The 24,175-nt window shown below is 41.1% G+C and carries 21 protein-coding genes; 5 read left to right on the forward strand and 16 right to left on the reverse strand.

The genetic code is table 11. The annotated features are described in order from the left end of the window. Positions 1 to 11: 11 nt before the first annotated feature. From H7T88_RS05775 to H7T88_RS05795, 5 genes are all read right to left on the reverse strand, one after another. Positions 12 to 476, reverse strand: coding sequence for a hypothetical protein (locus H7T88_RS05775; protein ID WP_221787597.1), 465 nt, complete (start codon positions 474 to 476; stop codon positions 12 to 14). Between the two features lie 20 nt (positions 477 to 496). Continuing rightward, positions 497 to 988 carry a hypothetical protein gene (locus tag H7T88_RS05780; protein WP_221787598.1) on the reverse strand — a complete coding sequence of 164 codons (492 nt, stop codon included), beginning with the start codon at positions 986 to 988 and terminating at the stop codon, positions 497 to 499. Positions 989 to 1,030: 42 nt separating this feature from the next. Beyond that, entirely contained in the window at positions 1,031 to 1,429 is a 399-nt protein-coding gene (locus H7T88_RS05785) for an Imm7 family immunity protein (protein ID WP_221787600.1), read from the reverse strand. An 18-nt stretch (positions 1,430 to 1,447) separates the two neighbouring features. After that, complete coding sequence (locus H7T88_RS05790) at positions 1,448 to 2,620, reverse strand: WXG100 family type VII secretion target (protein ID WP_221787602.1); 1,173 nt, start codon at positions 2,618 to 2,620, stop codon at positions 1,448 to 1,450. A gap of 194 nt (positions 2,621 to 2,814) precedes the next feature. Then, a complete protein-coding gene (locus H7T88_RS05795; RefSeq protein WP_221787604.1) occupies positions 2,815 to 3,618 on the reverse strand; it encodes a DNA-binding protein in 804 nt (267 codons plus the stop codon). Positions 3,619 to 3,788: 170 nt separating this feature from the next. On the opposite strand from H7T88_RS05795, the gene H7T88_RS05800 reads away from it, so the two are divergent. Then, positions 3,789 to 4,142: a helix-turn-helix domain-containing protein gene (locus H7T88_RS05800; RefSeq protein WP_221787606.1), complete on the forward strand. Its 354-nt coding sequence runs from the start codon at positions 3,789 to 3,791 to the stop codon at positions 4,140 to 4,142. Positions 4,143 to 4,544: 402 nt separating this feature from the next. On the opposite strand, the gene H7T88_RS05805 is transcribed toward H7T88_RS05800, so the two are convergent. The 8 genes from H7T88_RS05805 to araA form a co-directional block, all read right to left on the reverse strand. Beyond that, the gene (locus H7T88_RS05805) at positions 4,545 to 6,911 is read right to left on the reverse strand and encodes an AAA family ATPase (protein WP_221787608.1); all 2,367 of its coding nucleotides are present in this window, start codon (positions 6,909 to 6,911) and stop codon (positions 4,545 to 4,547) included. Beyond that, positions 6,901 to 7,620, reverse strand: coding sequence for an ABC-three component system middle component 1 (locus H7T88_RS05810; RefSeq protein WP_221787610.1), 720 nt, complete (start codon positions 7,618 to 7,620; stop codon positions 6,901 to 6,903). The genes H7T88_RS05805 and H7T88_RS05810 overlap by 11 nt, the downstream gene beginning before the upstream one ends. After that, positions 7,617 to 9,029, reverse strand: coding sequence for an ABC-three component system protein (locus tag H7T88_RS05815; protein WP_221787613.1), 1,413 nt, complete (start codon positions 9,027 to 9,029; stop codon positions 7,617 to 7,619). The genes H7T88_RS05810 and H7T88_RS05815 overlap by 4 nt, the downstream gene beginning before the upstream one ends. Positions 9,030 to 9,271: 242 nt before the next feature. Further along, positions 9,272 to 11,299, reverse strand: coding sequence for an AAA family ATPase (locus tag H7T88_RS05820; RefSeq protein ID WP_221787615.1), 2,028 nt, complete (start codon positions 11,297 to 11,299; stop codon positions 9,272 to 9,274). A 172-nt stretch (positions 11,300 to 11,471) separates the two neighbouring features. Further along, positions 11,472 to 13,172: a histidine kinase N-terminal 7TM domain-containing diguanylate cyclase gene (locus H7T88_RS05825; RefSeq protein WP_221787616.1), complete on the reverse strand. Its 1,701-nt coding sequence runs from the start codon at positions 13,170 to 13,172 to the stop codon at positions 11,472 to 11,474. Between the two features lie 375 nt (positions 13,173 to 13,547). Continuing rightward, positions 13,548 to 13,727: a hypothetical protein gene (locus H7T88_RS05830; protein WP_221787623.1), complete on the reverse strand. Its 180-nt coding sequence runs from the start codon at positions 13,725 to 13,727 to the stop codon at positions 13,548 to 13,550. A 48-nt stretch (positions 13,728 to 13,775) separates the two neighbouring features. Beyond that, the gene (locus H7T88_RS05835) at positions 13,776 to 14,546 is read right to left on the reverse strand and encodes an AAC(3) family N-acetyltransferase (RefSeq protein WP_221787625.1); all 771 of its coding nucleotides are present in this window, start codon (positions 14,544 to 14,546) and stop codon (positions 13,776 to 13,778) included. Between the two features lie 288 nt (positions 14,547 to 14,834). Beyond that, positions 14,835 to 16,259, reverse strand: a complete 1,425-nt coding sequence (gene araA / locus H7T88_RS05840; protein WP_154889766.1) for an L-arabinose isomerase — start codon at positions 16,257 to 16,259, stop codon at positions 14,835 to 14,837. A gap of 135 nt (positions 16,260 to 16,394) precedes the next feature. On the opposite strand from araA, the gene H7T88_RS05845 reads away from it, so the two are divergent. Beyond that, positions 16,395 to 16,631 carry a hypothetical protein gene (locus tag H7T88_RS05845; RefSeq protein ID WP_221787626.1) on the forward strand — a complete coding sequence of 79 codons (237 nt, stop codon included), beginning with the start codon at positions 16,395 to 16,397 and terminating at the stop codon, positions 16,629 to 16,631. Positions 16,632 to 16,723: 92 nt separating this feature from the next. On the opposite strand, the gene araD is transcribed toward H7T88_RS05845, so the two are convergent. Continuing rightward, positions 16,724 to 17,419, reverse strand: a complete 696-nt coding sequence (gene araD / locus H7T88_RS05850; RefSeq protein ID WP_221787628.1) for an L-ribulose-5-phosphate 4-epimerase — start codon at positions 17,417 to 17,419, stop codon at positions 16,724 to 16,726. 2 nt (positions 17,420 to 17,421) lie between these two features. Continuing rightward, entirely contained in the window at positions 17,422 to 19,089 is a 1,668-nt protein-coding gene (locus tag H7T88_RS05855; protein WP_221787630.1) for a xylulokinase, read from the reverse strand. Positions 19,090 to 19,466: 377 nt separating this feature from the next. Here H7T88_RS05855 and H7T88_RS05860 point away from each other — a divergent pair, with 377 nt between their 5' ends. From H7T88_RS05860 to H7T88_RS05870, 3 genes are all read left to right on the forward strand, one after another. Then, entirely contained in the window at positions 19,467 to 20,558 is a 1,092-nt protein-coding gene (locus tag H7T88_RS05860) for a GntR family transcriptional regulator (RefSeq protein WP_090923506.1), read from the forward strand. A 166-nt stretch (positions 20,559 to 20,724) separates the two neighbouring features. Then, positions 20,725 to 21,579, forward strand: coding sequence for a helix-turn-helix transcriptional regulator (locus H7T88_RS05865; protein ID WP_154889764.1), 855 nt, complete (start codon positions 20,725 to 20,727; stop codon positions 21,577 to 21,579). Between the two features lie 242 nt (positions 21,580 to 21,821). Then, the gene (locus H7T88_RS05870; protein WP_154890317.1) at positions 21,822 to 22,784 is read left to right on the forward strand and encodes an aldo/keto reductase; all 963 of its coding nucleotides are present in this window, start codon (positions 21,822 to 21,824) and stop codon (positions 22,782 to 22,784) included. A gap of 149 nt (positions 22,785 to 22,933) precedes the next feature. On the opposite strand, the gene H7T88_RS05875 is transcribed toward H7T88_RS05870, so the two are convergent. Continuing rightward, positions 22,934 to 24,148 (reverse strand): ATP-binding protein, encoded by a 1,215-nt coding sequence (locus tag H7T88_RS05875; RefSeq protein ID WP_221787632.1) that lies wholly within the window; start codon positions 24,146 to 24,148, stop codon positions 22,934 to 22,936. Positions 24,149 to 24,175 lie beyond the last annotated feature (27 nt).

Below are 24,175 nucleotides of genomic sequence, written 5' to 3' on the forward strand. Positions count from 1 at the left end.
CGTGATCCTTCTCAGAGTAATCCCGCCATGTCCTTTTCAATAAAATCGCCTTCCAGTGCATCAAAAGGCCAGGCATAGATGTCCGGGTTCTCTCGGCAATGTGAGTTTATTATAAGCTGACCGTTAGAACGTATGAATATCACCCCAGATGCACTGTCTGTCAGTGCTACATCCTTATCCAGTTGTGCAGTTAGTTTATTCACCGCTTGAAAGATAACCCGCAGTGCTTCTTCTGGCGAATGTGAGAAAATCGTGATAGAGATACAATAGTTAATATCCAGACTCAACTCTTCCCTTGTAAAACTCACTGAATCATCATCCTGTACAATACAAGAAAAGGTAGCATTCATTAAAGTGTAGTAATCATCTTTGCATTTCATGCGAGTCTCTGGCGAAAATGACTGTATAGCACTCATTAATAATGTCGCTAGGTGTTTCGTATCTTGTTTATTGAAAACATACAATGCTAATTCCATAAGAAGACCCATCCCGATCATTATTCTTCCAAGTTGTTTAAGTCGAGCGGTTCCATATCTATAAACTTATCGTACCAATGATTTAATGGAATATGCGCTCGCCCTACCACGTTTAATTCTCCTGGCTTGAGTACAACCAGTCCTTCTCTTTCAAAGATTTTGATGAATGGTTCATATATAAGTAAGTAATTAACATAACCATGATCCAGATCAACCAACTTTGCTAACTGCAAGTAGTATTCAAAAACTTTATACACATAAACGTTACTACCGTGTGTTCCCATGGCTTCCACGTTGCAATATTTTGAAATTTCAATCTCTTGTTCATCACCAAGTATATTGGCAACATTAGCTATGGAAGGAGGCAAAGGTTTAGTAGACGTATTTCTAAAGAAGAGCGCTAATCTTCTTAGATACTCTCGCGCTAAATCGGCTTCTATTTCAGAAGAGCGCGTTCCTACACTTTCCCAATTAATCGTATTAATCCTGGTTACTGCTGTTTGCAGATTCACTCTGCTCACCTCTTGTTCATTTCCGTTCTTAGGAGCAAATACTCAGCATTCATCCTCTAATTTCGGCACAAAAGGTGAAAGAAATGGATCTTCTTGCTCTGCGATCTCACCTCGTATTAACGTATACACCTTGAACTGATTAGATGATGCTAAATCATCACTATCTCTTACGTAAAGAATGCCGTAGGAACCCGGAGCTATTTCACCTGCTTTTCTGAACACTTCAATCGGATTAAATTGGATTTCAGGTTTGTGGTTATCAAGGCCAGCAATCCAAAGCTGATAGTCACCATTAACAGCCCTCAGATCTAGTACACCTGAAGTCCAATTCAACTTCTCAATGTACTTCTGTAACTCCTGAATAGCTTCATCATATTGATCCTCATCTTCTTCAAACGACGCGCTTTCTCTTATCGTTGCCCATCCATGGTATTCGAACATATCATTCATCCTCCCTAGTTATAAAGGTCTTGTATCAATAACAATATCCACTTTGTATCTTTCGGCATATTCATTTAACTGTCGTAATACCCTATCATCAGGTTTACCCTCAAAATGAAAATAAGCTTTTTTCCCTGTTTCAATAGCTGCCTCTATCGTTGCTTTTGCCTGTTTTCTAAACTGTTTATCTAGGCTATTTAATGGAGGTTTAGTTTGAGCTATATACTCATCACTAACTGTATCAAATTCCCTACCTTTAGGATCATTTTTAAACTTAACTCTCGACTCACCAGCCAGCTTATCAGCTAGTTTATCAGCCGCTGCATCACCTTTTGGAACTTTAACTAATCCTCCAGAGTATTGTCCAGTATTAATAATTTCAGTTTTAGGCTTGGGTTTAGCTTCTCCTCCACCTGCATTCAATTTAGTTTTTTCCGATTTTGAATTAACCTCCGCAATATTCTTCTTCAACTTCGCCACCGCCGGATGAGAAGAAGGCAAGCGAAACGGGCCTTTGCGCCCCGGCATACTTCCGCGAACCATCTGAAAAGCCATTAAAATCTGACTGAACTTCAGAGAAGTCACCATCATCTGCGCATATCGATCGTTCACTGGTTCGCCTGTGAAGGGGTGAATTCGATTTTCAAAGGCTTCAATCTGCAAAGCAAAAATATCTTCCCCAGGTTCCTCAGTCCCTACGGCTTGCATCCGATTAAAGTCCAAATGTCCCTGATCCTTTTGATACGCCTGCAAGGCCGCCTGATCAGTAACACCATCCTCATTCACAGGCATCTGCACCATTTTACCAAACACGTTGACTTGCGCCATCCGGTAGCCTTTATCCTCCGAACCCGCATCACTCCCCGAGCTCTTCATCATCGCTGCCGCACCCACAGCGCCAATAACACCACCCAGACTGCCCTTCTCGGCATCTGCCTGCTCAAACCTCGTAGCAATATCCGTTAACTCTTTTGAAGTATACAACATGCTCTCCAGTGCTTTCTGTAATACGGGCCGTGACCGTGCAAAATCACCATAAAAACGCTCCTGCGTCACACCCAGCCATACAGCCTGAAGAAACATGATCTGCCTTGAAAGGTTATCCTGGATATGCTCCAACTGTTGTCTCGCCTGATCCACCTGATTGGATACGTGATGTAATTGTTCAGGGGTCACTTTGATTGTACTCATACGCTTTCTCCGCTCATTTGAAATAGGATTATCCTATGTTAGCAGAAGTATAATATGTAAAACCATCCGGCTAACATCCTGAATTTACCTATAACCCGACATCTGACACACCACTCATCGGTGCTATAGTCCTATATGCATATACCCACATCCAAGCACATCCTACCATTTTCAGTAAACCCAATAAGGACTCCCTACTTTATCCCCGCCAAAAACACCCGATACTGCTCAATCTGCTCCTCCGTCGCCATTTTTCGCAACGACTCCAATACCGCTGTACACCTGATAATTTGCCGTTCCATCCCCGGTCTGTCCGCTACACGCATCGCCTTCAAAATAAAATCCACCGCCTCCTGAGGCCTTCCTATCCACTGTTCATATAAAGCCCTTTGATAACAATAGTGGTACATATCATCGTTGTTTAACGAACCCAGACCCACTCCTGACCCATCAACCTTCTCCTCAAGCATATGTATGATAAAATCAATCCGCCACCCATGCCGCACCGCGGCCTCTGTGATCACCTTCAACCCTGACAAACGTTCCTCCGGATACTCCAGCAAAAGGTTCACGTACCCTTCCAGCAACTCAACCTGCCCTGCTTCAATCTCAAGTGCATACCGATAGATTTCAGCTTTACGTTTGAACTCCTGTACAACTTGTAGCTCTGCCTCATCCAATCCTTCCATACACCCCAATGTTGCATACTGCCGGATACAAGCTCGCGCCTGATCGATCTGCCCCAGCTTCTGATAAGCCATACCTCGCATCATATGACTCCATCCTATGTAATAAACCAATGGACGTTCCGTATGGGTATGAAGTTTGGACCCACCTTTCTCCTGACACTCCACCCGTTCTTCATATATACACTGCGCGCACTGGTACAACACATCCGCCGTCTCCAGCACCTTGTTCCAATTTTCAAATGCAACAGCCATATCCAGCATCTCAACGATAATGTCCGGTTTGAGGGATTTCAGGATAGATGGTCGCAAAAAAGGAAGCCTCCTTTAATTAGTAAAAGTAAAGTTGTAATTACTTCTATCACGTAATACTCAACTTACATTATACTACTTTAAAGGCGTAAATAAAACCATTATTGCTATATATTATATCCTGACTTTTCTACCTCATCTTATCTAAGCTTATTAATGAGGTGATTCAAATGTCAGAGTTACGTGAAATGATTGGAACACGAATTAGAGCTATGAGAAATGCTAAAGGACTTACTCAACAAAAGCTGGCTGATATCGCCGGTTTGGATTATAGATACATCGGAGCATTAGAAAGAGGCGAAAGAAACTTTTCCATAGATACGTTGGAGAAAGTTCTACTCGCCATGAATTTGGATATTAGTGAACTAATGTACAGTGGCAGTAGAACAGAAATATTAGATGTTACAAGGCAAGAAGCTCTTGACGAGTTCATTGCTTTGACTAAAAGTCTAACTCACCAGCAAATAATCATATTAAAAAATGTTAACAGAGAACTTTCTCATGCTTTTAAGACAGATAATTAAAATGAAATCTGTATAGCTTTGGGAAATACTTAAACAAATCTTTTCAATAAATTTCTCAGTTTTTCATTTTTTAATATATCGTGATCTAGAGACTTCCATTCGTATAGTTCAAAGTATAATCTCTCTTCAATTCCGTACACTTTAATAGTGGCCACAAATGTTTTTTCAGAGTTTTCGAAATGAAATCGCCATTCTTTAGATACTCTCACTTCTGACTCAACATTAGCTGTTGAGTTTATTAATCTAATATAGGAATTGATTGCGCCTATCATTCTTTTTGTGAAATGTTCACTATTTAGCACATTCTAGCCTCCGTTTTATGCTATTTCTTAAATGTATTATTCTGAATAGATAAAAAGTCCAAAAAAAAATCGCCACCAATTGGTTAGCGATTAATTATATTTATATATTTTCATATAGTTCATTCTTAACGTTAACGTTACCTACACTGTAACCATATTTAAAGAATTTATATCTCAAATACAAAGATACTTTTTCCTCATGTGTTGATAAAATTATCTGTCTGTCATTAAAATCATTACGTAGCAAATCTACCAATGAGACCATATTCATTTCATCCATTGTTTGCACTGGATCGTCTATAAGAAGGGTAGTAATCTTCTGATTACTATATACTTTATTTAAGGCCAATGTAAATGCTATAACAGTTGAAGAAAGTTGTCCTGAACTAAAAGAATGCACAATATCATGATCTGTTTTCCCAGGAGGTACAAAATTTATAGACTTTAATTGTGCCCCGATATCTTCGTTACTGTTAGATTCTTCCTTTATAAAAACTCCAATTCCTCTTTGATGAGTTTGTATAATTTTACCGCAATAGATGTAAAACGGAATCTCTACTTCCATAATCATTTTTCTTCTATATATATTTATATTTTTATTGTATACCTCTAAAATTCTTGTTGTAGATTGACAAAGTTTATTAATATCTCTGAATTTATCCTTCATTTTTTTTAAATTCCTATGAACTTCATTCATTTGCAGATAATACTGATATTCAATGTAGTTTTTCTTCTTGTTAATGCTTTCAATGGATATGTTTTGTATTATACTATGTTTTTTGTTGAATCTATCGATGTACAGCCTTGAAAACAATTGCATATTATCTTTACAGAGCTCACTAACATTCTTTCTCTTACTCTTTATTTCTTCACTTAATTTATTGGCTCTTTCATCAAGATTTTGAATGGCATGTTCTTCACTATTTATGTGCCTTTTTAAATCAATATCGTTAATGACAAACCACTCTTTGGCTTTGTTAAAATCATTAATAACATTAATATATGACTTTAATTGTTCCATAAAGTCTGTTTCAATTGATTTAGAGTTTTCAAGTTCAAATTGTATTTCTTGTATGACTTTATTTAAACTATTATCATAAATTATATTTAGTTCTTTTTTAACTTGCTTAGAAGTTTCATCAAGTTCTAACGTAAGTGCAGTAGTCTTTAATTCAATATCAGTAAGTAGTTGGGCCATATCCTCCTTTTCATGGCCACATAATGGACAAGAAATTGAATCCGAAGGGTTTTCATCAATAAGTTTTTGAAAGATTGCCTGTAAATTTAATCTTGAATTATTTAATTGCTCTATTATTTTAGACATATTATTTGTGCTATTTTGCATTGTTTTCAATCTTTTTATTTTTGATAACAACTCATTATAAGAATCGGTTTCCATTCTGGTGTTTATAATAACCAAATTCAAATCTTTAACTAAAATTTCTCTGTTTCTTAAAATATCTAGATTTTTTTGTAACTCTTTTTGTTCATTATGCTTTTTTTCTAAATCCTTAAATTTATCATGAAAGTTTCCAAGCAATATTATTGCTTTCAATTTCTCAGTTTGATTAGATAATTTCTCTATTTCAATATTTTTTTTCTCGATTTTAAAATCAGCCAAATTCTCAACAAACAACAGTAACTGATCTAATTCGGAAAGATATTCCTCTTTTAATTCCCTACTAATATTCGGAATAATCTCTCTGTCCCAGTTTATTTCTATCTCTTTATCTTGTATCAGAGGTTCGTATGAGATTTCACCTATACTTTGTTTATTAACATCATTATATTTCAATGTCTCTTCTTGGATTTTTCTTTCGAGTGCATTTCTCTCTCTGACTAGTTTATTTTTTAATTTTTCTATATATTCTTTTTGAAAGATCTCCTTCTCTATATTGAAGAGCTTTGACACTGAGTTCATCCTATCCTTTTCATTTTGTTTGAAAAAATGTCCACTCTCCTCTTGTTCAACATAGTTATACATCATAAAGCTGTCATTTATATTTTCTATTCCAAATAGTTTAATAAGTTCCTTGGAATCCACAGCATTCCCTAATAAGGGATCTTCATCAAAATCATTTAGTATATATAATTTAAGGTTACCAAATTCCCCAGGTCGCTTCTGGGTACTTGATATAATATTGCTCACTAATACTCTAGCTAGAACTATACTTTTATTTTTATCTTCATTTGAAATGAATTCAATCTTTATAATAGTCGGTTTACCCTGATTTTTGCTTAAGAGATGATCTGAATATTTTCTATTTGTAGATGCTATTTTATTGGATTGTATCCTTCTAATTTTTCCGGTTAAAACTAATTCAATTGCATCAAAAATAGTTGTTTTTCCAAAACCATTTGGTCCATCTAAAACCATCAGATTTTTACCCTCAAAATCAATTCTTGCCATGTCTACTGATTTGAAGTTCTCAAAGTAGATTCTACTGATATAATAATTATTCAACATCTTCTTCCTCCAATGAATTAACAAAAAACTCCATTTTTTGTATATCATCTTCTAGTTGATTTGATAAACTACTCAAATTAAGTAATTCAATCCAAATATTATAATCTTCTTCTTTTATTTCAGTCTTAATTAATGCTGACAAATCAAGTGTATCCCTAGATAAGTTTCTTAAATTCAAAAAGGGTAACTTAATATATAACTTGGTGATCAGTTCATATTCCGTTATAACCCCGTTTTTCTTCCCTTTCTTAAAATCAGAAAACAGTTCAGAATCAACCAGTTTTTGTTCGATATAATCTGTAACTTTCAATTCATTATCACTTAAATTTTCACTTAACTCCTTTACCTCATCCAAGCTATGTACCAAAACATACTTTTTAAAGTCATAAGGATCCTCTTCTATGTCAAAAATAATAGAATCAATTTTTTTATGTTCCTCTAGTGAATTACATTCTATGAATATTATTAATGAGAGATTTTTGTCTAAGCCTATATAATTTTGTCTTCTTTGAACTATTAAATTTAAATAATTGCTAAACTCATCATCCAAATCTTCGGTTATTTCTTCTGTTTTTTTAAATAAAACTACAAAAAAATCAAACTTATTATTTGCTGTACGTTCTGCAAAAAAAACATTATTATTCAATAAGAGTTCATTATCTATTTTGAACCCCTTCTCATAAAAAATCTTTTCGATTATTTGCTTCATTTTAATTCCTCCTTAACTATTTCCAGACTTATAAAGTCTAATTTTTTAGGAATCATAATGGGAGTTTTATTATCTAATTTTTTACTTAGTTCCTTATGATATGTCGATTTTATATCAAATATTTCTCCATCGAATGTACCATCTAAATCCGTCGTAATAATTTTATGAATATCGAATAACAAATGAGATAAATTGCTATCTTCTTTTAAATTTTTTATTATTCTTTTGCTTACATTATCCACTGCTTTAGGTGCTTTCCCCTCACTTATTGTTGAGATTAGGTGATGACTGCCCAGATTGTTTAAAACGAATACATTTTTTACATCTGTAAGTTCTAATGATAAATTCCCAATTTCTAAAGTAAGGTGAATCAAAGCTTCTTTAACGCCCCTACTATTCAGCAATTCTCTATATTCAACTAATGTTATTGTTCTACTCTTAACTAAGACATTTGGTGATATCTTCCTGCATAATAAAATAAAATCATCGTCATTTAATTGACGAATATAGTCCCAGTTTCTCTCCCAGTTATGACAAATAGGATCATTTTCTTGACTTATTTCATGATCTTCACAGTACTCAGAATAGCATTTTTTAAGAGCTTCTTTTAACAGACCTGCTGTAGTTTTGTTGGAAAATGTAAATATATTTTTAGACAATAATATTTCATAAAATACACTAAACGAAATCTCTGGATCTTCAGAAATTTTCTTATGATTTTTAATAATCCACTTATCAAGCTCCGATTGTAGATTATGATATATAAAATTGATATTGTCATCAGAAGTAAAATATATTGGACTTAAGGAATCCGAGAACTTAATTTCAGAACTGTAGATTGAATAGAATTTATACAGTTGCTGCTTTATTTGATCTCCAATTTCATCGATGTCAACAACGTGACTGTAGGGTAAGCTATCCTCACATTTATTAAAGAAAAGCTTCTCATATACCTCATCAAACTTATTCAACTCAAACATTGAATGCTTATACTCATTCAATTTTTCTATTTTCTTTATTGGAATATATTCAGATAATATTCTTTTCATCTCATTTTTTGTTGGTTTTTCTATTAATGACGTAGTATGTAGATTCACACTTTCTACTACTTTATACTTTGCACACTTGCCTAGTAATTCAAGAATCGCTTCTTTATAAGAGCTAAACAAGTATTTATCTTGATACGATTTAACTTGATGTAATGATATGTAGCAATCATTTTTTTTAATTGAGAAATCCTCTAGATGCTCAATTTCCAGAGAATATTCACTTATATCATTAATTCTACTTTTTAATTCATTTAAATAACATAAGACAGTATAAATAGCTACCTGGCCTTGAAAATCATATCCACTCCAAGATGAAACTGCGCTGTGAACATCTTGAGAATCAGGATGTTTTTTTTTCATAATGTTGACCTCCATTCAAACTTTTATTTATAAGTTTCAACAGTTATACTTAAACTTCCTTCTTCTGTTAATTCTCAACCTAGTGTTATTAAAAAGAAAGAGCTTAAAAGAGGTTCCATATCAGCATATAAATCTTTAATATCACATTATTTTTCTTATTTCATAAAAAAACCTTCGAGATTAGGCCAATCATGATATGAATTCATGGTAGCACTATCTTGAAGGTCGTTAGGTACACTTATTTAAATTTCTGTTAGTACTTCAGGAGTTGCTCTTATCACATCCTCACTAAAAAAATCATTTATGCTAATAAAGACTGATGGAACTGTGAAGGGTTCAATTAACGCCGCTCTATTAAATTCTTCTAAATACTTGAATGATATCTGAGTTTTTTTTGACTCAACAAATGAAATAAACTCACTCTTTGCTTCTAATGATTTAAGTGTTTTACAAAACAAAAATTTGGAATCACCTAGAAGATTAGTAAAATTAGAATCTCCCACTAGCTCATAGTCATCAAATAGTATATGACCATACTCTTGTTTGTTTTCCTCAATTATAATACCGATTGCCTTCTTGTATATTTTAGAGTCCAACACATCTTCTATTCTAGTAACAGTATATGCTGTACTCGGATTGTAGTTATCTAAACTAATTAAATCAACTCGATTTTTATTGTGGTTTATTTGCAAACGCTTCAACTGGATTTTTCCAGAGGGATCTTTTCCTAAATCGGAATTATTGGTTATACTAGGATCTGTATCCGTCAAACAAAGAACTTTTCTTATACTATTAGCTCTTCTATCAATTTTTAAAGGCATTACTAATAGATTGTAAATGTTTCTTACGTTATTGACTCCCCCCACTGGAAGTATCCTTACTTTGTCAGTATCTATTAATGTCTCTAGATATCTTTTATCAGTACCTCCCTCGCACAAAATCAAGTGTTTGGAAGATTCTTTCCTTATATATGCCGAGAGACTAACAGCTAAGTCATAAACACTTTTCAATTTTATTTCATCAGGGAAATACTCCTGACTATCAAGATAATTATAAAAATCAAAAATCGAAAACTTACCGTGATAACTAGATTCCTCTGTTTCAGCCAAATGCAACAATGTCCCATTCTCTATTACTGGTAGAACACCATACCAATGGGTTGTAACCAAAACCTGATTTCCATACATATTTGAGAGTTTTTCCAGTCTCTCAAATTGTTCGAAACAGTGCGATAGGTCTTGTGATACCTCTGGCTCATCAATAGCTAATATAACATTCCTCCCTTTAGCCTCGTCTTCCTTTCCTCTATTTGTCAAAAATGCGTACACTATATCTATTAGTGCCCTCCGTTGCTCTCCGGAACTCAAATCTTCGATTTCCTTATGAGAGCTTTTTAATGTTCTTTTTGAAAAGTAACCATCTAGAATATTATCTACTATGTCAGAAGGTGTTAAGTTACGTCGTTTATTTCTTAATGCTCTAAACTCATAATCAGGATTTACGGTCTTAATTACCTTATTGATATCTTCAATAAAATGAGATAATTGTCCATTTATATGTTCTATTAACGATTGATATTTATCATCTACACTCATTTTCTCCTTAAGAAGCTGCTCAATCTTAAGTATAACATTCTGATTCATTATTTTCTGCATTTGCATATTTTCAATACGAAGTGTTGAATTTGCCTGCTGTTCAACAGGTATATATATATAATTGTAATAGTTCTCAATAACATTATTTATTTGATCTAATGTTATGGTTCCTAGGTTCTTATCGATATTAGAAAAAGGTTTACTTATACTTTTTGCATCTACGTTTTTCCCTATTACCAATAGATAATGGGTTTCTATATAGTTCGCCCTTATCATCTCAGATTGATTGAAAAATTCCTTAATGTGAGCTCTTCTGGTAGCACCTTTGAATGTATCGTTAGCTTCATCCCATAGATACTTGCTTACCTGTTCTAAACCAGACTTTATATCCCCAACCTTTGATTTGAAATCGGAGCTTTCTAGCCATTTTTCTAAGGAACTTTTTTCGATGAGGAAGACCGGTGATATAAATAAATCTTCTTTGTTTTTGCTACTTCTATTAATATTCCAACTTCCTTGTTTAAAAAAGAAATTTAAAGCTTCGAGTATCGCACTTTTACCAGTCCCGTTTTTACCAACAATAGTAGTAAACTTGTATAGATCACTCTTACTTAGATGAATATAGGCTGTCTGAGCGTAAGATTTAAATCCATTGATAAATACTCCTAGTATCATCTTAATATAACCCCTCTTTTATCATTTTTCTTCCATTCTCTATATAAATCGCTACTTATGATCAATAAAATACGAAGCCTCTATACTCATCACTTTATTCTTTTTGAATTGCGCCCTACGCTAATTCTACGGGGCCTATAAATTCCGTCAACATCTTTCAGATATATAAAATTCACACCACACCCCGCGCCAACACCCCATACTCCACCCGGTTCCGGCCCTTTTGCTTCGCCTGATACAGAGCCTTGTCCACTGCATCGAATAGCTGAATTAAATAGCGTTCGCCATCTTCCGGCACGTCTTCGTCCTCATATGCAAAATCATCAATAGATAGAATACCGACGCTAATGGTAATTGCTATTTCCCCCATCCCATAATTCAATGAAATACGGTTGGATTCCACGGTCTGTCTTACACGCTCTGCAATATCAATCGCTAGATCATGCTCGGTATGCGGCAGGTAGATCATGAATTCCTCTCCGCCATAGCGAGTCAGAATATCGGTACTGCGCACAGATTGCCGAAGCGCCTCTGCCGTGCGCACCAGTACTTCGTCCCCAACAACATGACCATAATGGTCATTAATGGCTTTGAAGTGGTCGATATCTAGTAGCATGAGGGAAAACGGCATTTTATATTGAAGGTTCGTGAGTACTTCATGATTCAGATGTTGCGTCAGGTAACGGCGGTTATAACACTGCGTCAGACTGTCCGTCAGCACCAGTTCTTCCAGCTTGCGGTTGGCATCGGACAACTCCTGCCGAATCAGATCCAGTGCCTCATTGCGCTCCTGTAGCGTCTTGTACTGCTGGTTCATCGTTTTCGCATAGAAGCGCTCCTGCGAGACATCCTGGAACGTCAGCAGGTGCCCTAGCGGTGCAAGCGCCGAGTCTACAATCGGAGAAGATTGCAGAATATAGTGGCAGAGCTGGCCGTCTTTCTCTACGATCACTTCGATCTGGCAAAGCTCCATTTTTTTCAAACGATACTTGTTCAGGAATTTCCGACTATTCCCCTCCACAGACACCCCAGCGAGAAATGCCTCCATGTCCCAGGCATCCCCTACATGTTGTTCTATGAAAAAACGAGAGGCTTTGTTCACCTCCACAATCACTTCGTTCTCATCCAGCACCAGGATGCCATACGGAATCGTATTAATGACGTCCTCATGGGCGATGGAGACCAGATTGAACACGTTGTACCTTTTGATTACATACACGAAGAACAGGTCGGACAGGAAAATACCCAGTGAGGTCAGACCCGGAATAATCGGCAACCAACGGCTCAGTAGCACATTGAGGACCGCATCCAGCGTTGCAAACATGGCTAGCACAAAAATACCCCAAAGGGTGATTTTGACCTGCTTTTGAATCATCGCGGGGGTCTTGGACGAGAATACAGCCCGAAACATAATGACGAGGGAAGTCACGAAATAGCTCACCAAAATGAACATGACCACCCAGAACCACGGGCCATAGGCACGCTCGATATAACCGCCCTCCAGAGGCATGACAAAATCATGCCAAGGGTTCGCAACAACCCCAATCGCTCCGATTACAGCGGGTACAAACAGCAACACCAGCCGCCTTTGGCTTAATCGTTCCGCATAACCGGTAATAAACAACGTCAGCAGCAGCCACCCGCTCCCTAGCAGCGACACCGCTACAAAGGACAACAAAACATAGAATAATTGCAGGCCCGGATCATCGGTGAGCGTACTCGCAAATTGACAGAAAGGCCACATCATCATCAAACCGTGAAACAAAAAATACACCTTATGTAAATTGGTAATTCTAACGGTAGCAAACACATACACGCCCACACCAAACAATAGCACGAATAACGAAAGATCATACCACACTAATGGGTTCACAAATCTTCTCCTTCTTGGAAGTGACACTGTTCCATAGTTATCAGCGGAATTCTGATACGTTACCAAACGTTGAACTTTGATTTTTCTTCGGATCATTCTACAAACAACTATATGAGATACATCTGCTAGGCTTTGAATTTGTTCTGGTTAAATTACCCATATCGTACCACACCCCTGATACGCTGAGTAGCCCATTCACTGGAAGTCTGCCCAACCTCTGATTGAAATCGTATTCATTTTTTGCACTTTTGTGAACGTTTTATTTGAAGACTCCACGTCAAAAAAACGCCCAGCTTGCAACTGAGCGTCATCCAGCCCGTAACGGAATACGTAATCTATTTTATTAAAAAAAAAGCTTCACTACTGGTAACTCTCCTACGTCCGTGCTATTTCTATTTTTCTTTTCAATCTATTCATGACTAGCTCATGATCCATCAAAGGTTCTTTAGCAGCAATCTGCTTCTCCGCAACGATTAAACGAAGTTGAAGCTCGTGTCTTGCCTCAGTTAGTCCGTTGTTTCCATCCAATTCATTAGAGGACCGTTTACTTCCCATAAAAATCAGACTCCCTTTTCGTTCCTGATATCGACGCTTCAATTCCACTTACTTCAAATCTGCCAACGGCTCATTGTCCGAGAACAGATCCGGGTTTTCCTTCAGCATCTCCGTAAGCACCTCGGTTGTTCTCTCAGCATCACAGACACTTGCGACAGCATCCCCAAAACTTCCTTTGTGCATCGCTCCTGCTTGAACCAGCACCTCATCCACCTTCCAGAAGTGCTCTGACCAAGATAGTCCGCAATGTCTGCGTGAAGGCACGGAAATTTTAGTTCCATCTGGCAATACGGTATACAGCATCTCATGTTCATCGGTCATTCTGCCCGGAATGTCCACCCACTCCTCGATTCCATGAATAAACGTGTTTCGTTTCAAATCCACCCCCACCAGCAGAATTGTCGCTTGGCGATCAAGTAGCTTGCCCCATGCAGAACCTCGTGCACATGGCGTATCGAAGAGATGATCGTCCTGTGTGAACGCCCGTGCGTCCTTCCCTAATGCCGCTACAGAGTGTGTAGGATGCCAAGAACGGATAACGTTAGGACGTTTACGGAACAACTCAGGCAGAATACCTACACAACAGGAAGACGTTTCCACGTGGAACAATGGATTGCTTTTGTTAATGGTAGACCACGTATGCGTAGGCAAAACGAGCAACCCATCCTTCATATAATCACTCAGCGCATCCAGTACGGTATCTGCTCCGCCTTCCACCTCCCCCATACTCTTCATCGAAGAATGCATCAGCAACGTGCCGTGACGATCTATGCCTAATTCCTCTAGCTGCGCGATAAGACTTTCGTATGTATGTGTCATCTTGGAATAACCTCCTTAGGAATCGATGTGATGTATCGAAAAATAAAACAAAGAGCCGAGATAGGTTCTCGGCCTCTGTAATTACACTTTTATACGGCAAGCAGATGCTCGCTTTAACGTTGAATACGCTTATGAATTTGATCTCTGATACTCTGATCATACTTCAGGTATGAGCAGAGTACAACCGAGATTTATCCTTTGGAATTGGAATCAAGGCGTGGATTAAAGACCTTAGTGATTATTCTAGAACGATATATACCATATATAATTCCATGTTTGTCAGTATGATTATTTAATAATCACGTACTCCAGATTCACCAGCTTCGCATACGTTACGATCTGATCTGTCGTCAGGTTCAAGGATACCACCGTGTGGTGTCCGCCACCGTTCTCAATCCAAGCTTTAACGCCGTCTTGGAAGTTCGGTTTTACTGTCCACAATACACGAGCGACTGGCAAATTTGGTGCAGGAACCGTTGGTTCGAAGGCAGATACTTCATTGATCAGCAATTTGTAGTGTGTACCGAAGTCTGCCATGGATACGACGACACCTTCGCCAGCTTTGCCGTCAAAGACGAGACGAGCCGGATCTTCGCGATCGCCAATCCCCAGTGGAGACACGATGATTCTTGGTTTTGTGCTAGCAAGTGTCGGGTCAACTTCAAGCATGTGAGATTGAAGAATCGCTTCTTGGCCGGCTGCCATTTCATACGTGTAATCTTCCATGAAGCCTGTGTTTTCGTTATGCGCCATGATTTTCAGCAAACGATCCAGCGCCGCTGTTTTCCAATCCCCTTCACCCGCAAATCCGTAGCCTTGAGCCATCAGGCGTTGTACTGCCAGACCCGGAAGTTGCTTCATGCCGTGCAGGTCTTCGAAGTTCGTTGTGAAGGCCGTGTAACCGCCGTTATCCAGGAACTTTTTGATCGCAATTTCATAGCTTGCTTGCACACGTACACTAGCTTCCCATGCTTCTTTGCTGTTAGTGCCATAATCGAATTCATACAGGTCCGCATATTGTGTGATCAATTCATCAATCTCTTGCTCAGTTACAGCGTTCACGTACTCAACAAGGTCGCCGATGCCGTAGTAGTCTACAGTCCAGCCAAACTGGATTTGAGCTTCGACTTTATCCCCTTCTGTTACCCCTACGTTACGCATGTTATCGCCGAAACGAGCAACTTTGATGTTAAAGCTTTCGTTGTATGCCACCGCTACGTCCATCCAGTCTGCAACCTGCTGTTGCACTTCCGGACGCTCCCAGTAACCCACAACAATTTTATTTTGTTTTCTCAGACGGGCATTAATGAAGCCATATTCACGGTCGCCGTGTGCCGCTTGGTTCAGGTTCATGAAGTCCATGTCGATGGTTGCCCATGGAATGCTCTCGTTATATTGCGTTGCGAGGTGAAGCAATGGCTTTTGCAGCAATTTCGTACCGCGAATCCACATTTTCGCTGGAGAGAAAGTATGCATCCAAGTGATTACACCCGCTACTTCGTCGCGGTAGTTTACTTCTTTCATGATGCTGGTGATTTTATCTGCGGTTACAGCCAGATCTTGCAATACAAGCGGGTAAGGAAGTACGCCGCTAGCGTTAAGGGCATCTGTAATTTTCTGTGCGTTTGCTTTAACTTCACCGAGTGCTTCTTCACCGTACAAATGTTGTGAACCGACAACGAACCAAAACTCTTTTGCTGCTGTTGCTGACATGGAATCATCCTCATTTCGTTAGTTTATAGTTGGATAAGATGGGTTTACACCGGGTCACTACGATTGCAGTACCATCTTTCGATCGCTGGTTATCCTCGGATTTCTTTCCATTCCCCTCTTTAAGGGGGAAATCCGATGATAAACGCGAGCGCTTCGCTTCTTCAGATTGGTTCTGCACTCTCCGTTAATGGTGTAAAAAGGTTATTCAACTTCGGGTTGGGCAGGGTAGTTATACCGGGACACTGCGCAGACAGAATAATCTTTCGATCACTGTTATCCCCAGATTTCTTTGAATCCCTTATGTATAAGGAGAAATCCGGTGATAAAGGTGAACGCTCCGCTTCTACAGCTTTCTTCTGTCTGCTCCGTTAGTGGTGTAAAAAAGTTCTATTTAACTGCGGGTTGGGCAGGGTAGTTACACCGGGTCACTCCGATTGCAGCGTCCCAACCTCTACAGTTCCAGATTATTTCTGGCCGTAGTATGCGTCCTTGCCGTGTTTGCGCAGGTAGTGTTTATCCAAAATACCTTGCGGCAGTTCTTTGGCAAAGTTGTTCAACTGGCGGGCGTACAGGTTCATTTTGCACACTTCCTCCAGCACGACGCTGTTCACCACGGCTGACTTGGCGTCTTTACCCCATGTAAACGGTGCGTGACCATGCAGGAGCACTGCCGGAATCGCCATTACATCCAGTCCGCGTTGTTCGAACGTCTCAATGATTACACGGCCCGTCTCTGCTTCGTATCCGCGATCAATCTCATCCTGGTTCAGGAAACGTGCACATGGCACGGCTCCGTAGAACGTATCCGCGTGAGTCGTTCCCATGACAGGTACGTCCAGACCGGCTTGCGCCCAGATCGTTGCCCATGTGGAGTGCGTATGCACGATGCCACCAATTTCCTTGTAGTGTTTGTATAAAACGGCATGGGTAGCGGTGTCCGAGGAAGGTCTCATCTCCCCTTCCACCACGTTACCGTCGAGATCGACGACAACCATGTCGCTGGCTTCCATTTTCTCATAATCGACTCCGCTTGGTTTAATAACGAACAGACCGCTTTCCCGATCAATTGCGCTCACATTGCCCCAAGTGAACTTCACCAGTCCGTGCTTCGGAAGCTCCAGGTTGGCCTCGAATACCTCTTGTTTCAGTTGCTCTAACATGTTTAGTTTCCTCCGTTCTCTACCAGATGCTCTACAGCGGCGTGCTCAATGGCAAGTCCGCTCCGATAGCGTTCGATAAATGCTTCAAATCCCTTCACATCGGCAGCTTCCGGAGCCACTTCGACCCCTTCGACATCCTTGAACACCTTTTGCTCCAGGAAAACATCCAGCGTTTCTTGCTCGCCTTTGTCCTTCAGGTACGAAGCCAGCAAAGCCATACCCCACGCGCCGCCTTCACCAGCGGTAGACATTACCGATACCGGAACGTTCATAGCCGCCGCGACGATTCGCTGACCAACTACAGGTGTCTTAAACAGACCACCATGTGCCAAAATGCTGTCGATCGCCACCTGCTCCTTCTCGGTCAGGATGTCCATACCCAGCTTAAGCGCGCCAAAGGCGCTGAACAGATGTGTGCGCATGAAATTCGCCAGGTTAAACTTGCTTTCTGGAGAGCGCACGAACAACGGACGACCTTGTTCCAGCCCTGTAATATTTTCACCAGAGTAGTACCCGTAGCTGAGCAATCCGCCCCCGTCCGGGTCGGCTTCAAGCGCCTTGTTAAACAACACGCTGAACAGCTTGCCGGAATCGGCCTCGATGCCCATCGCCTCTGCGAACTCGCGGAACAAACCGATCCATGCGTTCAGATCACTGGAGCAGTTGTTAGCATGCACCATGCCAACCGGACTGCCGTCTGGCGTGGTCACCATGTCAATCTCGGGATACACGCTGGACAATTCCTTCTCCAGAACGATCATCGCAAAGACTGACGTGCCCACGGAAATGTTCCCTGTCCGTTTGCGCACACTGTTCGTCGCGACCATACCTGTTCCCGCATCACCTTCTGGTGCACAGAGTGGAATTCCTGATGCCAGTTCTCCTGACGGATCAAGCAGCTTCGCTCCAGCTTCCGTCAATGCACCTGCATGTTCACCTGCGAGGTACACTTTAGGTAGCAAATCCTCAACCTTCCACGGATAACCTTTGCCAGCAATATGCTCATTAAACTGATTGATCATTGCCGGGTGGTAATTATGCGTTGTCTCGTCAATCGGGAACATACCCGATGCATCGCCGATCCCAATCGCCTTATTGCCCGTCAGCAACCAGTGGATATATCCTGCCAGTGTGGTCAGGTAATCAATCTGAGGCACATGTTGCTCTCCGTTCAAAATCGCTTGATACAGATGGGCAATGCTCCAACGTTCAGGGATGTTGAATTGCAACAATTCTGTCAGCTCGCGTGCAGCCGCACCTGTCGTTGAGTTACGCCATGTACGGAACGGTACGAGCATTTCCCCCGCCTGATCCAGCGCGATATATCCGTGCATCATTGCAGAGAATCCGATTGAACCTACAGTCGTCAGCGGTACACTATACTTCTGCTGCACATCCTGCTTCAACTCGCGGTACGCTGTCTGCAAACCCGTGATGATATCCTCCTGATTGTACGTCCAATAGCCGTCTTTCAGCAGGTTCTCCCATTCATAACTGCCAGAGGCAATCGTCTCGAAATGCTCATCAATCAATACCGCTTTAATGCGCGTTGATCCAAGCTCAATCCCAAGTGAGGTTGCTCCCTTGGCAATAGCTTCTTTCACATCCACATGACTCGTCACTTCCGCATATCCCCTCTCTGCTCGCCATCTACGTCCGTGGAATGGCATCTATTCCAACTGCACCCTCGTAAGGTGCAATCCACCACCTACGTTCGTGGCTATAATCTATTTCAGCATTCCAAGAATGCGCTTTCCTGTACTGACAGCCTTAGTATATTTTTTGTACGTACATTTGTCAATGAGATAACGAAGTTATACTCACAAAGGACTTTTTTTGCAAAATACTCAATTACATCAACGAATTTTAATTTATTTCCCCTGTAGAAATTCAAGGTTTAATTCGACAACATCGTAGCCAGTTGTACGTAACATTTATAAAAATGTACGGTTTCTCTTGCAAGTAAAGTGAATCATGCTAGAATATGTACGTACAACTTGAGCCATATTGATATAATATAGACGTTACAACGAAAGAAGTGGACGAATTGAAACCTAAATACCAAGTCATTATTGATGATATAAAGAGCCATATCCTGTCTGGGACTTACAGCATCGGCGAGCAGATTCCTACTGAATCAGCCTTGCAGGAGAGTTATAACGTGAGCCGTCAGACCGTTCGTAAGGCCATTTTGGAGTTGTCTAACGAAGGTTTTTTACGCAGCGAAAAGGGTTCTGGCACCTATGTCAGCAATCAGTACCGATCGCGAGCAGGTGGCAACACTTCCAAGAAGACGATCGGGGTCATTACCACCTATATCTCGGACTATATTTTCCCTTCCATTATTCGCGGTATCGAGCGTCGTCTGAATGAGGACAACTACTCGCTACTGCTCGCCAGTACGAATAATGATGTAGCACAAGAGAAAAAGGCACTTGAGATGATGTTATCTTACGGCGTAGATGGTCTGATTGTTGAACCGACGAAAAGCAATCTGTACAACCCGAATATTGCGTACTATCTGTCTTTTAAGGAGCAGGATGTGCCGTTTGCGATGATCAATGCATTTTATGAGGAGTTAGAGGTGCCCTTTTTCTGTCTGGATGATGTACAGTCCAGTTATCTCGCCACTAAGGAATTAATCTCCAAAGGCCACACCCAGATCGGGATTATTGCCAAAATGGATGATCTGCAGGGCAAGTACCGGATGAAGGGATACATCAAGGCACTAGGGGAAGCAAAACTGAGGTTCCACCCCGAGCATGTGCTCTCGTTTGATACCGCATCAAAAACAGATCTGTCCGCAAACGTGACAGCATATCTGCAAGAAAATCGGGAAGCACTCACCGCGATTGTTTGTTACAACGATGAAGTTGGGCTGGAAGTGGTACACGCTTGCCGCCAGCTCGGTATTTCGATCCCGGATGAGCTGTCCATTATTGGTCAGGACAATTCGTACATCGCCAAAAATGCAAACATCAGGCTGACCACACTCACTCATCCCCAAGAGCAGATGGGGCGTGATGCTGCCGATTGGGTTATCCGCAAGCTTCAGGGGAAGAAAGACCTCCCTACTCAAACCTACTATCAGCCTGAACTGGTGGAGGGAGAAACAGTGAAAGAGATGGAGATTGAGTAAGTATTCTCATGCTTGCAACGCGAGCCAGTAGCAAGTGATATACTAGATGGGGCACGGAGTAATATATATCGTACGGATGGCGTAGAGTTCCATACGATTTACGTTTTTTTAAGTTTACATGAGCAATACAATTTGGGATAAAAAGAGTTCAGGAGGTGATCTCGTCATGGTTGAAACGAACGGCCTATCGCAACCAGCACATCTGTCACCTGTGGACTTGAACAGCATGCGTGCCAAAACGTTGGGAGATTATCTGAAATCACGGCGCGCACGGCTTCAACCGGAGCAAGCAGGGCTCGCCAAGACTCATGGTCAACGCCGGACACCTGGGTTACGCCGAGAAGAGGTTGCCATACTGGCAGGGGTTAGCGCAACCTATTATACGTTTCTGGAACAGGGGCGAGAGGTCGCCGTCTCCCGAGAAGTTATCGAGAGTATCGGCCGGGCACTTCAATTGTCTCCCGATGAGCACACCCATCTGCTCGGCCTATGGAATGGCAATGAACCTGAAATGGCCCCGCCAATTACCTCGGAGATCACTCAACCTTGGCGGGATATTGTGAATCAGATGGCGTTTCCTGCGTTCATCACGAATGATCGTGCTGAGTTGCTTGCCTGGAACACATCTGTCGACAAATACGTATTGGACTACACTTCACGTGCTCCAGAACAACGGAACATGATGTTTAGCCTATTTACAGATCCGGAAATGCGCGCTCGCCTTATCAATTGGGAGGAGATGGCGGCACATTCCGTTGCCATATTCCGTACCTCTTATGATAGATATACACATGATCCGTGGTTTCCCAAGTTTGTAGATGATCTTTCCAAAGAAAGTTCTGAATTTGCATCGTTATGGGAGCTGCACCACGTAGAGGCAAAGAGGGTTACGCGCGTTTACTACCAACTGCCCGACCAAGAACAAGCTATCGCATATGACATTAATTCGTTATCCTTCACGCTGGATCACCCGGATCTGCATCTGTGCATCTATTCTCCAGTCAAGGAACAGGAATCTTAAACAGCGCTTGCCCCTCTTCTTTCACAAATCGTATGATCTACACTTCATTTACCACCGTAGTCCTATACAAGACAACCAGATTCATGCCATCCTGGTACTGCCGTTACTAGCATTAGCATGCTGTGGTTGGGGTAGTAACTGCGAATTAGAATGGAATCATGCCTTAAGCATAACGATGAAGGTACTATATTCTTTAATTTGCGGAAAAGAGGGATGATCGGATGGAGTTTAATAATAATGGAGTGGTGAAAAGAAAGTTAGGTTCACTTGGACTTGAGGTATCCGCACTGGGACTTGGTACCATGATGATGCCTGACAACGAGGATTCTATACGTACGATTCATGGTGCACTGGATCACGGAGTTACCTTGTTCGACACAGCTGATATATATGGGGAACATTTCATGCAACAAGGACTGTTCGGAGGTAACGAGCAGCTGGTTGGTCGAGCTCTGAAAGGCCGTCGTGATCAAGCCATTCTGGCGACCAAATTCGGCATTGTATCTCCAAACATGAAGGTACTCGGACACCCGGCGTATGTCAAAAAATCAATCGATTCCAGCCTGCTTCAACTGGGCACCGATTACATCGACCTGTACTATCAGCATCGCGTTGACCCGGACGTCCCCATTGAAGAGACTGTCGGCGCTATGGCTCAACTTGTGCAGGAAGGTAAAGTCCGCTTTCTCGGTCTCTCGGAAGCAACGGCGGATCAGATCCGGCGGGCACATGCCATTCACCCCATCACGGCGGTAGAAACAGAATACTCGCTCTGGAGCCGCGAAGTAGAGGATGGGGTGCTGCCTGTGCTGGATGAACTGGGTATCGGTTTTGTACCCTATAGTCCCTTGGGACGCGGATTCCTGACTGGACAGATTCGGACGTTTGATGATCTGCCTGCGGATGATTACCGCCGCTTCTTCCCTCGTTTCCAAGGAGATAATTTCAATAAAAATCTGGAGGTCGTTCGGCTGATTGAGCAGCTTGCCGCACGAAAAGGCTGTACTACACCTCAACTGGCTCTAGCCTGGCTGCTGGCGCAGGGGGAGCAAATCGTACCTATACCCGGTACGAAACGTCTAGAGCGGTTGCAGGAGAACCTTGGTGCATTGCAGGTCACGATCACACCGGAAGAATTGGCCGAGATCGAACACATCTCGCCCAAAGGGTTCGCAGCAGGTGAGCGCTATCCTTCGTTTTCCTGAGGTCAGAGTTGAATAAAGAATAAGAACAGGAAAAAGGCTGTCGTTCGGCAGCCTTTCTTAACTCACTTTTTAGAGCTATTTTATACTTATTCTTATACTCTTCTTTTATTTACTCCTCTTAACAAGGAATCTGCCAATCTCCGTGCCCTTCAGCCGCGGTCTGTTGCCGGAAACGTCAGAATCACCGTCGTACCCACGCCCTTCTCACTCACATACTTGATCGTTCCGTTAACCTTCTCCACGATGTTGAAGCAGATCATCAGCCCGAGTCCCGTACCATTCGTTTTCAGCGAGTAAAACGGGGTACCCAAAGCTTTAACTTCCTCCTCCGTCATCCCACACCCCTGATCCACAATTTTGATCTCCACCTTCTGCTTCACAAGTCTTGCTGTTACATGAACCATGGCTCCCGTATCCGAGGCTTCCAGAGCGTTCTTGATCAGATTAATGATCACCTGCTTAAACTCAACGGCATTCATGAAGATCGTGCAGTCCTCTTCAATCTCGATATCGATATGTTTATTGGACAACATGGCGTAGGAGCCCAGTAGGCTAGCTACCCCCTCAAGTAGCTCTTGCACATGTACTTTCTCATCAACCAATATCTCTCGGTTTGGTTTGGCAATGGATAAAAATTGGGAGGTCACCTGTTCCACCGTATTCAGCTCATCGATCATCAGCGCGAACTTGGATCGATCGGCAGCATCGAAGGCCGGATTTTGTTGATACAACTGCAGGAATCCCCGAACCACCGTTACCGGATTACGAATTTCGTGCGCAACCGCTGCCGTTAGATGTGCAACCATTTGGAGACGTTCGGATTGTTGTACCTGTTCCAAATATAGTTCCTGTTTGCGGATCCGATCAAAAGTTAAATAGAAAATGAGAAACAGGAGCAGTTGACTCGCAATGATATTAATCAGATTTCCGGCCAGATCTATATGTATATATTTATACAAATTATCTTGCTTGTGAATATACGTCGTTACAATCACCAGCATGACTGTATTCAAGCTGAGCGAAATATAAAACAACTTGAAATCATAGAACAAGATCGCGAGTGCTGGAAGCAAACAGATCATAATGTAAGTTGTCCACGTCTGAGGATAGATCAAAGCTAGCGTGTAGAAATAGACAAACCCAAGTAAAATAATGCTCAATCGAAATGCAAATGTCTCATATCTGGGGTAAATGAGCAGACATACAGGTATCGTCACAACACATAACAAATGAATGACATATCCGATGGTCATACCCTGAAGCTCTGCGGTAGATACGGCTAAACCGGCTACCATTAGAAGGATCATTAGAAACATCGATATATAATAGGTCTTCCGGTTCATTGGACTATGCAATTCCTTCATCTATTCACCACCTTGTTCGTGAATTTC

It is taken from the genome of Paenibacillus cucumis (ex Kampfer et al. 2016) (genome assembly GCF_019748695.1).
In the GTDB taxonomy this organism is placed as follows: domain Bacteria; phylum Bacillota; class Bacilli; order Paenibacillales; family Paenibacillaceae; genus Paenibacillus; species Paenibacillus polysaccharolyticus.

Bases quoted from the DNA above. Each gene is read 5' to 3' on its own strand.
- H7T88_RS05775 (WP_221787597.1), bottom strand. From the start codon at position 476: ATGGAATTAGCATTGTATGTTTTCAATAAACAAGATACGAAACACCTA.
- H7T88_RS05785 (WP_221787600.1), bottom strand. From the start codon at position 1,429: ATGTTCGAATACCATGGATGGGCAACGATAAGAGAAAGCGCGTCGTTT.
- H7T88_RS05790 (WP_221787602.1), bottom strand. From the start codon at position 2,620: ATGAGTACAATCAAAGTGACCCCTGAACAATTACATCACGTATCCAAT.
- H7T88_RS05800 (WP_221787606.1), top strand. From the start codon at position 3,789: ATGTCAGAGTTACGTGAAATGATTGGAACACGAATTAGAGCTATGAGA.
- H7T88_RS05805 (WP_221787608.1), bottom strand. From the start codon at position 6,911: ATGTTGAATAATTATTATATCAGTAGAATCTACTTTGAGAACTTCAAA.
- H7T88_RS05810 (WP_221787610.1), bottom strand. From the start codon at position 7,620: ATGAAGCAAATAATCGAAAAGATTTTTTATGAGAAGGGGTTCAAAATA.
- H7T88_RS05815 (WP_221787613.1), bottom strand. From the start codon at position 9,029: ATGAAAAAAAAACATCCTGATTCTCAAGATGTTCACAGCGCAGTTTCA.
- H7T88_RS05820 (WP_221787615.1), bottom strand. From the start codon at position 11,299: ATGATACTAGGAGTATTTATCAATGGATTTAAATCTTACGCTCAGACA.
- H7T88_RS05830 (WP_221787623.1), bottom strand. From the start codon at position 13,727: ATGGGAAGTAAACGGTCCTCTAATGAATTGGATGGAAACAACGGACTA.
- H7T88_RS05835 (WP_221787625.1), bottom strand. From the start codon at position 14,546: ATGACACATACATACGAAAGTCTTATCGCGCAGCTAGAGGAATTAGGC.
- araA (WP_154889766.1), bottom strand. From the start codon at position 16,259: ATGTCAGCAACAGCAGCAAAAGAGTTTTGGTTCGTTGTCGGTTCACAA.
- H7T88_RS05845 (WP_221787626.1), top strand. From the start codon at position 16,395: ATGATAAACGCGAGCGCTTCGCTTCTTCAGATTGGTTCTGCACTCTCC.
- araD (WP_221787628.1), bottom strand. From the start codon at position 17,419: ATGTTAGAGCAACTGAAACAAGAGGTATTCGAGGCCAACCTGGAGCTT.
- H7T88_RS05855 (WP_221787630.1), bottom strand. From the start codon at position 19,089: ATGCCATTCCACGGACGTAGATGGCGAGCAGAGAGGGGATATGCGGAA.
- H7T88_RS05865 (WP_154889764.1), top strand. From the start codon at position 20,725: ATGGTTGAAACGAACGGCCTATCGCAACCAGCACATCTGTCACCTGTG.
- H7T88_RS05875 (WP_221787632.1), bottom strand. From the start codon at position 24,148: ATGAAGGAATTGCATAGTCCAATGAACCGGAAGACCTATTATATATCG.